The organism is Streptomyces sp. NPDC051211, assembly GCF_040689505.1.
Taxonomy (GTDB): Bacteria; Actinomycetota; Actinomycetes; order Streptomycetales; family Streptomycetaceae; genus Streptomyces.
In genome coordinates this window covers 1-9,565 of sequence record NZ_JBFBAV010000086.1, presented here as the reverse complement: position 1 = coordinate 9,565, position 9,565 = coordinate 1, and the positions used below count along the sequence as shown (strand labels likewise).

General features: G+C 73.5%; 4 protein-coding genes. 2 read left to right on the top strand and 2 right to left on the bottom strand.

Going from position 1 to position 9,565, the window contains the following annotated elements:
- Positions 1–89 precede the first annotated feature (89 nt).
- Both glyA and AB0447_RS36040 read left to right on the top strand, forming a co-directional pair.
- Complete coding sequence (glyA, locus tag AB0447_RS36045; protein WP_366481191.1) at positions 90–1,499, top strand: serine hydroxymethyltransferase; 1,410 nt, start codon at positions 90–92, stop codon at positions 1,497–1,499.
- Entirely contained in the window at positions 1,496–7,453 is a 5,958-nt protein-coding gene (locus AB0447_RS36040; protein ID WP_366481190.1) for an amino acid adenylation domain-containing protein, read from the top strand. Before glyA ends, AB0447_RS36040 begins: the two co-directional genes overlap by 4 nt.
- A gap of 138 nt (positions 7,454–7,591) precedes the next feature.
- Here the strand turns inward: AB0447_RS36040 and AB0447_RS36035 are convergent, their stop codons facing one another.
- On the bottom strand, positions 7,592–8,191 hold the full coding sequence (locus tag AB0447_RS36035; RefSeq protein WP_366481189.1) for an RICIN domain-containing protein: 600 nt from the start codon (positions 8,189–8,191) through the stop codon (positions 7,592–7,594).
- A 226-nt stretch (positions 8,192–8,417) separates the two neighbouring features.
- Positions 8,418–9,290: a DUF4097 family beta strand repeat-containing protein gene (locus AB0447_RS36030; protein ID WP_366481188.1), complete on the bottom strand. Its 873-nt coding sequence runs from the start codon at positions 9,288–9,290 to the stop codon at positions 8,418–8,420.
- Positions 9,291–9,565 lie beyond the last annotated feature (275 nt).

Genomic DNA, 9,565 nt, shown 5'->3' with positions numbered 1-9,565 from the left:
CCTGACACCAACGGAACGCAGTAGATCAACAGTCCAGAAGCAACGGGCAGTTATATCCCTTCAAGGCGCCGAGCGCGCGAGATGAGGTAATGGTGATGGCACGTCAGCTAGTAGTGGGCGGTGAGCAGGCAGAACTGCTGCGCATCGGAATGGACTCCCTCCAGGACGCCGATCCCGAGCTCGCAGCCCTGCTGGACGCGGAGGTGGCCCAGCAGAACACGACCCTCGCGATGATCGCCTCCGCGAGCATCGCGGACCCCTCGGTCCTCGCGGCCGGCGGCGCGGCCCTGTCCAACGTGACCGCCGAGGGCTACCCGGGAGCGCGCTACCACCCCGGCGCACAGCAGTTCGACCGGATCGAGAACCTGGCGGTGGAGCGGGCCAAGCAGCTGTTCGGCGCCCAGTACGCCAACGTGCAGCCGCACTCCTGCTCCTCGGCGAACCTCGCGGTCCTGGCCGCGCTGGTCCCGCCGGGCGGCACGATCCTCGGTCTCGACCTCGACGCCGGCGGGCACCTCACCCACGGCTCGAAGGCCTCGGTGACCGGACGCCACTACCACGCGGTCCACTACGGCCTGGACCGGGCCGGCCGCATCGACTACGCCCAGGTCGAAGCCCTGACCCTGGAGCACCGGCCCAAGGTCATCATCGCCGGGGCGAGCGCCTACCCGCGCACCGTCGACTTCGCCCGCTTCCGGGCCATCGCCGACAAGGTCGGGGCGTACCTGCTCGCGGACATCTCCCACATCGCGGGCCTGGTCGCCGCCGGGCAGCACCCCAGCCCCATCGACGTCGCCCACATCACCACCATGAGCACCTACAAGCAGCTGGGCGGCCCCCGCGGCGGACTCATCCTGAGCGGGCGCGAGTACAAGACGCCCGGGCCCGACGGCCGCACCCCGCTCGGCCGGCTGATCCAGCGGGCGGTCTTCCCCCAGTCCCAGGGAACTCCCAGCCCCGCGTCGATCGCCGCCAAGGCCCGTGCCTTCGAGGTGGCGGCCGGCCCCGGCTTCCGGGAGACGGCCCGGCTGATCGTCGAGAGCGCCTCCTCGCTCGCCGGCGAACTGTCCGCCCTCGGCTACCGGATCCTCACCGGCGGCACCGACAACCACATCGTCCTGCTGGACACCACCGACGTCGGCCTGACCGGCGTGATCGCCGAACGGGCCCTGGAGGAGTGCGGGATCCTCGCGAACCGCAACCGCATCCCCGGCGACACCAAGCCGCCGCTGGTCACCAGCGGTCTGCGCCTGGGCACCAACATCCTCGCCCAGCGCGGCATGGGCCCCGAGCAGATGCGCGAGTGCGCGCACCTGCTGCACACCGTCCTCAAGGCCACCACCGCCCTGACGGACACCGAGTACCGGATCGACCCCGCACTGGTCGCCACGATCCGTGAGGAGGTGCGGTGGCTCTGCGCCCGGCACCCCCTGCCCATCGAGAGCCCCAGCAGCATCAGCGTCAGCGTCGGCACATCACTGATCGGAGTCGGACCATGATCCACGACCGTACCCACGACGCCTCCCAGGAGGTCTGGCCGCCGGTCCTCGCGCCGACGGACCGCCCGCGCCTCCCGGACGCGGCGCCCCGGTGCTCGGCCGTGGTGCACTCCTCGATCGAGGTCCCGGCCCACACCGCCGAGACCGTTCCGGGCGACGTACTGGCCGCCGCCTTCGCCGCACTGCTCTTCCGCTACACGGGCCAGGACCGGATCGCCCTGGCCGGCCCGGACGGCGAGACCCGCTTCCCCGTCGACGGAGAGGCGACCCTGCAGGAGCTGGCCGCGGCCGGCGCTCCCGGGTCCCCCGCCGGCACCGAAGCCCCCGTCGTCGCCTTCGCCGCCGACGGCGCCCCCGCCCGGGACCACGCCCCGTACGAGCTCCAGCTGCTGGTCCGCGGCGAGTCACTGGAACTCCACTACGACGCCGCGCTCTTCGACCGCGACACCGCGGTCCGCCTGCTCGACCACTACCGCACCCTCCTCTTCGACGCCCTGGCCTCCCCGGAGCAGCCCGTCAGCCGGCTGCGCCTGCTCACCGGCCCGGAGCTGCACCGCACGCTCGTCGAGTGGAACCGCACCGAGACCCCGCTGCCCGCCCACGGCACCCTGCACGCGGCCTTCGAGGCCCGGGCGGAGCGCGCCCCCGAGGCCATCGCCCTCGTCCACGGCAGCGAGCGGCTCACCTACCGGGAGATCAACGCGGCCGCCAACCGCCTGGCCCACCACCTGCGTTCCCTGGGCGTCGGCCCGGACGTGCGGGTCGGCCTGTGCCTGGACCGCTCCCCGAACCTGCTGGTCGCCGAGCTGGCCGTCCTCAAGGCCGGCGGTGCCTACGTCCCGCTGGACCCGGACTACCCGGCCGACCGGATCGCCATCATGGTCAACGGCACCTCCTGCGCCGTGATGATCAGCCGCGAGGCGCTGACCTCGAACCTGCCGGAGCGTGACGAGCAGAGCCCCCCGCTGGTGCTGCTCGACCGGGACGCCGACGTCCTGGCCGCCCGGCCCGAGCACGACCCGGAGCCCGTCGCCGGACCCGAGCACCTCTGCTACATCATCCACACGTCCGGATCGACCGGTGCCCCGAAGCCGATCGCGCTGCGGCACCTGGGCGTCCTGAACAACATCGCGGACCTGAACTCCCGCTACGAGGTGGGCCCCGGGGACTCCGTCCTGGCCCTGTCCTCGCCCAGCTTCGACATGTCGGTCTACGAGTTCCTGGGCCTCACCATCGCCGGCGGTACGGTGATCATCCCCGACGCCGGCCGCACCAAGGACCCCGTGCACTGGGCCGAGCTGGCCGCCGCCGAAGGCGTGACCGTCTGGAACTCCGCCCCGGCCCTGCTGGGCCTGCTGGCCGACCAGCTGGAGCAGACCTCCGCCGAGCAGCTGCCCCGGCTGCGCCTGGCCCTCCTCGGCGGCGACTGGGTACCGGTCCCGCTGGCCGAGCGGGTCCGGGTGTTCGCCCCCGGCCTGCGGTTCATCGTGATGGGCGGGGCCACCGAGTCCTCGATCCACTCCACCCTCTTCGAGGTGGAGAAGGTCGACCCGGACTGGACGAGCATCCCGTACGGCCGCCCGATGGCCAACCAGCGCACCTACATCCTCGACGAGGCCCTCCAGCCGGTCCCGCCGGGCGTCCCCGGCGAGCTGTACCTGGCCGGCATCGGCCTGGCCCGCGGCTACCTGAACCAGCCCGAGCGCACCGCCGAACGGTTCATCGAGTGGTCGTACGGCGAGGTCGCCGAGCGCCTGTACCGGACCGGTGACGTCGCCCGGTTCGGCCCCGACGGGCTCATCGAGCTGCTGGGCCGCGCCGACTTCCAGGTGAAGATCCACGGTCTGCGGGTGGAGCTCGGCGAGATCGAGAGCGTGCTGCGCTCCCACCCGGCCGTGCGGCAGAGCGTGGTCGTCGCCCACTCCAACCGGCTCGTCGCCTACGTGGTGCCGGAGGCCGCCGACGACACCGGTGCCGCCCCCGCCCTCGACACGGATGCGCTGCTGCGGGCGGCCGCCGGCCGGCTGCCGGAGTACATGGTGCCCGCCGCGGTCGTCACCCTGGACCGGCTGCCGCTCACCCCGAACGGCAAGCTGGACCGCAAGGGCCTGCCCGAGCCGGAGTTCACCACCGCCGTGTACCGGGCGCCGCGGACCACCGAGGAGGAGGTCCTGGCCGCGGTGTTCGCCGAGGTCCTCGGCGCCGACCGGGTCGGTATCGACGACGACTTCCTGGCCGTCGGCGGCGACAGCATCCGCGCCATCCAGGTCGTCACCCGGGCCCGCGCCCGCGGCCTGGAGGTGACCCCGCGCCAGATCCTGCAGTCCCGTACGGTCGCCGCGCTCGCCGCGGTCGCCACGGGCACGGACCCGGCGGCGGAGGCGGCCGGTTCCGCGCCGCTGGCCTCGCCGGACTCCGCGGAGTTCCGGACCTGGCAGCAGCGCTACCCCGGACTGTCGGACGTGTGGCCGCTGACCGCCCTGCAGTCCGGCATCCTCTTCGAGTCGACCCTCAACGACACCGGCTACGACGCCTACCAGATGCAGACGGTGTTCCACCTGTCCGGCCCGGTCGACGCCGCCCGCATGCGGGCGGCCGGCCAGGCCCTTCTCGACCGGTACGCCAACCTTCGCGTGGCCTTCGTTCCCGGCGCTGACGACAACCTCGTCCAGCTCGTGGTGGACGGTGTGGAGCTTCCCTGGCAGGAGGTCGACCTGACCGGTCTGGCCCCTGCCGAGCGCGACGCGGCCTTCGGGCGATTCCTCGAACAGGACTACGCCCGGCACTTCGACCGCACCGCACCCCCGCTGCTGCGCCTGACCCTGGTGCAGCTCGGAGAGGACCGCCACGAGCTGGTCCTCACCACCCATCACGTACTGATCGACGGCTGGTCCGAGCCGATCCTGATGCAGGACCTGCTGCGGCTGTACGCCTCCGGCGGGGACGCCTCCGGGCTCCCCCGGGTCCGCGACTTCCGCGAGTTCCTGGCCTGGCTTGACCGGCAGGACCGCGAGGAGACCGCCAAGGCCTGGGCCGAGGAGCTCGCCGGGGTCGACGAGCCGACCCTGCTGGTTCCGGCCACCGCGCCCCGGGCGCAGGCCTCCGGGGCCGGGACCGCCGGCATCGGACTGTCCGAGGAGGAGTCCCGCCGCCTGTTCCGGCAGGCCTCCGAGCTGGGTGTCACCGTGAACACCCTGGTGCAGGGCGCCTGGGCGGTGCTGCTCGGTGAGCTCACCGGCCGCCGGGACGTGGTGTTCGGGGCGACGGTCTCCGGCCGTCCGGCCGCGCTGCCGGGCGTGGAGTCCATGGTCGGTCTGTTCATCAACACCCTTCCGGTGCGCGTCCGCTGCGCCCCGGGCGACACCCTCGCCGAGCTGCTGGCCGACCTGCAGAACCGGCAGGCCGGGCTCCTGGACCACCACCACCACAGCCTGGTCGAGATCCACCAGGCCACCGGTCTGGACACCCTGTTCGACACCCTGGTGGCGTTCCAGTCGTACCCGGTGGACCACGTGGGCATCGCGGAGGCGACCGCGGCGGCGGGCATCGAGGTGACCGGCATCCGTGCCGAGGGTGCCGCGAACTATCCGCTCGCCCTGATCGTCGAGACCGAGCCGCACCTCCGGCTGACCCTTCAGTACCACCGGAACCTGTTCGCCGAGGACGCCGTCGGCGACATCGCGGAGCGGCTCCACGCGGTGCTCCGGCAGCTCCTGGCCGAGCCGACCCGGCGGGTGGACTCGGTCGACGTACTGCTGGACGCCGAGCGCGAGCGCATCATCAGCGGCTACCGCGAGGCGGTGGCCGCCGGGGCCCTCGCCGGGGACACCCTGCCGGCGCTGGTCGAGCGGCATGCGTCCACCCACCCGGACGCGGTCGCGGTGGTCTGCGACGGGGTCTCGCTGACCTACCGGGAGCTGAACCGCCGGGCCGACGGGCTGGCCCGGCAGCTGGTCCGGCTCGGCGCCGGCCCGGAGTCCGTGGTCGGGCTCGCCCTGCCGCGCTCCGCCCGGCTGGCGGTGGCCCTGCTGGCCACCCTGAAGTCGGGTGCCGCGTTCGTCCTGGTCGACGCCGGCCAGGACGGCCGGAACGGACAGCGCGGCCCGGCACCGGCCGAGGCGGGCGCCGGCCTGGTGCTCACCCCGGCGGACGTCGACGCCCCGTACGCCGTCCCGGCCGGCGGGGAGGCCTTCCCGGCTCCCGCCCCGGACCCCCAGCAGCTGGCCTGGCTGCGCCGTACGCCGCAGGTCGACGGCGCCCCGGCCGGGGTCGCTGTCAGCCACGGCGCCCTGGTCCACGGGGTGGCGGGGTTCGCGGCCGAGGCCGGTCTGAAGCCCGGCACGCGACTGCTGGCGGCCTCGCCGCACGGCGACGCGGTGGCCTTCGAGATCCTCGCCGCACTGGGCGGGGGCGCCTGCGTCGAGGTGGTCCCGGACGCCAAGGCCCTCGCTGTGCAGGGCGGTTGGACCGGCGACGTGATCAGCACGGCCGCGCCGTTCTTCGCCGGCCTGCTGAACCGGGCCACCGGCGCGTTCCGGGCGGACACCGTGGTCCTCACCGGTGACACGTTGCTCGCCTCGTTCGTGCAGCGGGTCCGCACGGCGATCCCGGGCGTCCGGGTGGTCGGCAGCTACGCTCCGGCCGGAGCCGTCCGCGCCACCGTGTTCACCGCCCCGGACGGGGACGGGGGAACCACCGGTGTCCTGCCGCTCGGTGCGCCGCTCGACGGCCTCCGGCTCTACGTGCTCAACGAGTCGCTGGCGCCGGTACCGGCCGGGGTGACGGGAAGGCTGTACGTCGGCGGCGAGGTGGCCCGCGGCTACCACGGCCGAGGTGCCCTGACCGCCGGGCATTTCCTGCCCGACCCGTTCGGCCCGGCCGGGGCCCGGATGTTCCGCACCGGCGACCTGGCGCGCTGGGACCGCGACGGCAGGCTGGAGTTCGTCGGCGCCGAGGGCCCGCAGGCGAAGATCCGCGGCCGCCGGTTCCGTACGGAGGAGGTCGAGGCCGTGCTGGCCGCGCACCCCGCGGTGTCGCAGGCGGCGGTCGCCGTCCGCGCGGCGGGCGGCACCGGCGGCGACGACCAGCTCGTCGGGTACGTCGTACCGCTGCGGGCCGGCGGCGCGGCGGCGGCCCCGGACCCGGAGCAGCTGCGCGAGTTCGCGGCGCGGCAGCTGCCGGACCACATGGTGCCGGCCGCCGTGGTCACGCTCGAGGAGCTGCCCCTGACGGCGGACGGCACCGTGGACCGGGCGGCCCTGCCCGAGCCGGGCGCCGACACCGCCGCGGCCGGCGGCCACCGCAAGGGCCGCACCCCTCAGGAGGAGGCGCTCTGCGAGGTGTTCGCCGAGGTGCTCGGGGTGGAGCGGGTCGGCATAGATGACAACGTCTTCTCCCTCGGCTGTAACTCCCTCAAGGCGACCAGGATCATCGGTCGCATGCGCAGGACCCTGGGAGTGGAAGTGTCGATCCGGCTGCTCTTCCAGCACCCGACGATCGCGGAGCTGTCCGGGCACCTCACGCCCGCGAAGGCCAAGGCACGCCCCGCGCTCGGCAAGTCCCTCAAGCAGGCAGTACGAGACATCCGCAACGACACGAAGGCACAGGTGACCGGGATGAACGCTCAGGCGAAGGAGCAGGCCGAGCAGCTCAAGGAGCAGCTGACGGAGTCCTACCGCGAGCAGTACACCGGCGAGGAGTTCCAGGCCAGGATCCAGGAGGACATCGACAACCGGATCCAGAGCGGCCTGCAGTGGGGCGGCAACAAGCCGAAGGACGGGAAGGACGCGCAGCGCCGGCTGAAGCGGATGCTGGAGCGCTTCGAGGAGGAGGTCCGCGACGGTGCTCAGCAACACGAGCTGACCGAGGAGCAGCTGGACGCCGCCCAGGCCACCCTCACCGCGACCGCCGCCGCCCTCCGCAACGACCTGGCGGCCAAGGGCAAGTCCCTCTGAAGCCTCCGGTCCTTCTGATCGAGTTCTTCTGACCCGCTCGCCCCTCCCCCGTGGCGAGCACACCGACCCCCCGGCCCCCCGGTCCAACCGGCCGGGGGGTCGGTGCGTTGCCCGTGGGCTGCTCGGTGTGTGGCGGGGTCAGCGGACGGGGACGAAGCGCCACTGCTGGTTGAAGCCCGGGTCCCAGGGGTTGGCCTGGAGGACGTTGGCCGCGTGGGCGATGCTGCCGTGGGCGACGTCGAGGACCAGGCCGGAGTGCTCGGCGACGATCTTCACGTTCTGGCCGGTCGACGGCACCGCGCCGTCGGGGCCGTCGGCCAGACGGCCTTCACCCGGCACCGACTTGAACCACCAGAACTGGTTCTTGCCGCCGAGGCAGGTGCCCTGGATGACGTCCGCGGCGTGGGCGCGGCTCGCGTGGGCGACGTCCAGGCACTTCCCGGAGTGCCGGGCCTGGATCTCGAAGAGGCCGTCTCCCTGCGCCTCCACCCGCCACTGCTGGTTCCGGCCGCCGGAGCAGTTCCCCTGGATGACGTCCGCCGCGTGATCGGTGCTGGCGTGGGCGACGTCCAGGCACTTGCCCGAGTGCCGGGCGATGATCTGGTAGTAGGTGCCCTCGGCCACCGGCGCCGCCTGGGCGGCCCCGGCCGGGCCGGTGAGCCCCCACAGGGAGCCGGCCAGTGCGGCGGCGCAGCAGGTCAGGGCGCGGCCCGTGCTCCGTAGGTGGTGTGTGGCCATGGTTCTCATCCTTTGCGAGCGCCGGATGCGGCCTCGGCTTCCCCCTCGACCAGGCTAGGCCGGGCGGGGGAAGGCCGCGAGCCGGCGGTGCACGGCGGCGGGCTCCTGCCCCCGGTCGCCGCCCGGTGGTCGAAAGGGCAAAAGGAAACCGCGCCTGCCGGTGGCAGACGCGGGATTCGTGGGAACGGGGGCGGCGCGGGAGGGGCGGCGCGGGAGGGGCGGCGGGTCACGGCCAGTCGTCGAGGCCCAGGCCGAGGACGGAGCGGCGGACCACGATGTCGCCGATGACCGTGCGCGCGTGGACCTGGACGACCTCCTCGGGGGTGCCGAGCAGGTTGTCGAAGAGGTCCAGGGACCGGTAGACGGTGCCGGAGCGGGCGTCGAGGTCCAGCTGGGTGGCGGTGCCGTCGGCGATGCCGACCTCGAGCTGGCCGGAGGCCGTCTCCAGGACCAGCGGCCCGTGGAGGGTCTCGTCGATCCGGACGTCTCCCTGGGAGGTCCGCGCCTCGACCGCGGCGTGGGTCCGGCCGATGTGGATGTCGCCGCTCTCGGTGAACACGCCGGTGTCGCCGGTGACTTCGCCGAGCAGGGTGTCGCCCTTGCTGCGGCGGACGGCCGCCGTGCCGTCGATCGAGTGGATGCGTACGTCGCCGCAGTCGGCCGTCACCTCGACGTCGCCCTCCGCCCGGTCCACGGTGACGTTGCCGAGGCCGGAGGTGACGTGCAGGGCGCCGGTCCGGGCGAGCCGGATGTGGCCGCAGTCGTTGGTGAGCCGGCACTCCCCCAACTGCCCGTCACAGCGGAAGTCGGCGGCCACCCCGTCCCCGTACACGGTCGATCCGGCCGGCAGGTGGATCACGATGGCGACCGCGCCGCCGGCCCGGGAGCGGTCACGGGCCTTCGGAACACTCACCACGAGCTTGCCGGCCGCGTAGTCGATGCGGGTCTGGTCGGCGGCCGACGCGTCGCGGGGGTCGGCGGAGTCGAAGGGCCGGACGTCGACGATGGTGTCGCTGCGCTCGCTCGCGATGATCCAGACGTTGCCCACGTCCAGTTCGACGGTGGCGCGGATCGGCTTCGGTGTCACGAATATCGGCATGGCGGGGGCCTCTTGGAGGTCTGCGGTCGCCGTCCTCGGCTCCGGCAAGGGGCGGACAGGATGGCAGGAAGGGCAGGGGCGGCGGTGGAGCGGGGCTGGAGCGGGGGCCGGACCGGGGGCCGGACGGGCGGGGGCCGGGGCCGGGGCCCTCTAAGGCAAGCAGCCCGTGACGGCTCGATCGGCCACGGGCTGCGGTTGCTGTCTGTACTGCGTTCTGCGCTGTCGGTCGGGTGGGGGGTGCGGGCCGGGTTGCGGTTTCGGTCCCGGTTCCCGGA

What these genes read in the sequence shown, in the direction of transcription:
- AB0447_RS36040 (WP_366481190.1), top strand. Translation starts at nt 1,496, where the DNA reads ATGATCCACGACCGTACCCACGACGCCTCCCAGGAGGTCTGGCCGCCG.
- glyA (WP_366481191.1), top strand. Translation starts at nt 90, where the DNA reads ATGGTGATGGCACGTCAGCTAGTAGTGGGCGGTGAGCAGGCAGAACTG.
- AB0447_RS36030 (WP_366481188.1), bottom strand. Translation starts at nt 9,290, where the DNA reads ATGCCGATATTCGTGACACCGAAGCCGATCCGCGCCACCGTCGAACTG.
- AB0447_RS36035 (WP_366481189.1), bottom strand. Translation starts at nt 8,191, where the DNA reads ATGGCCACACACCACCTACGGAGCACGGGCCGCGCCCTGACCTGCTGC.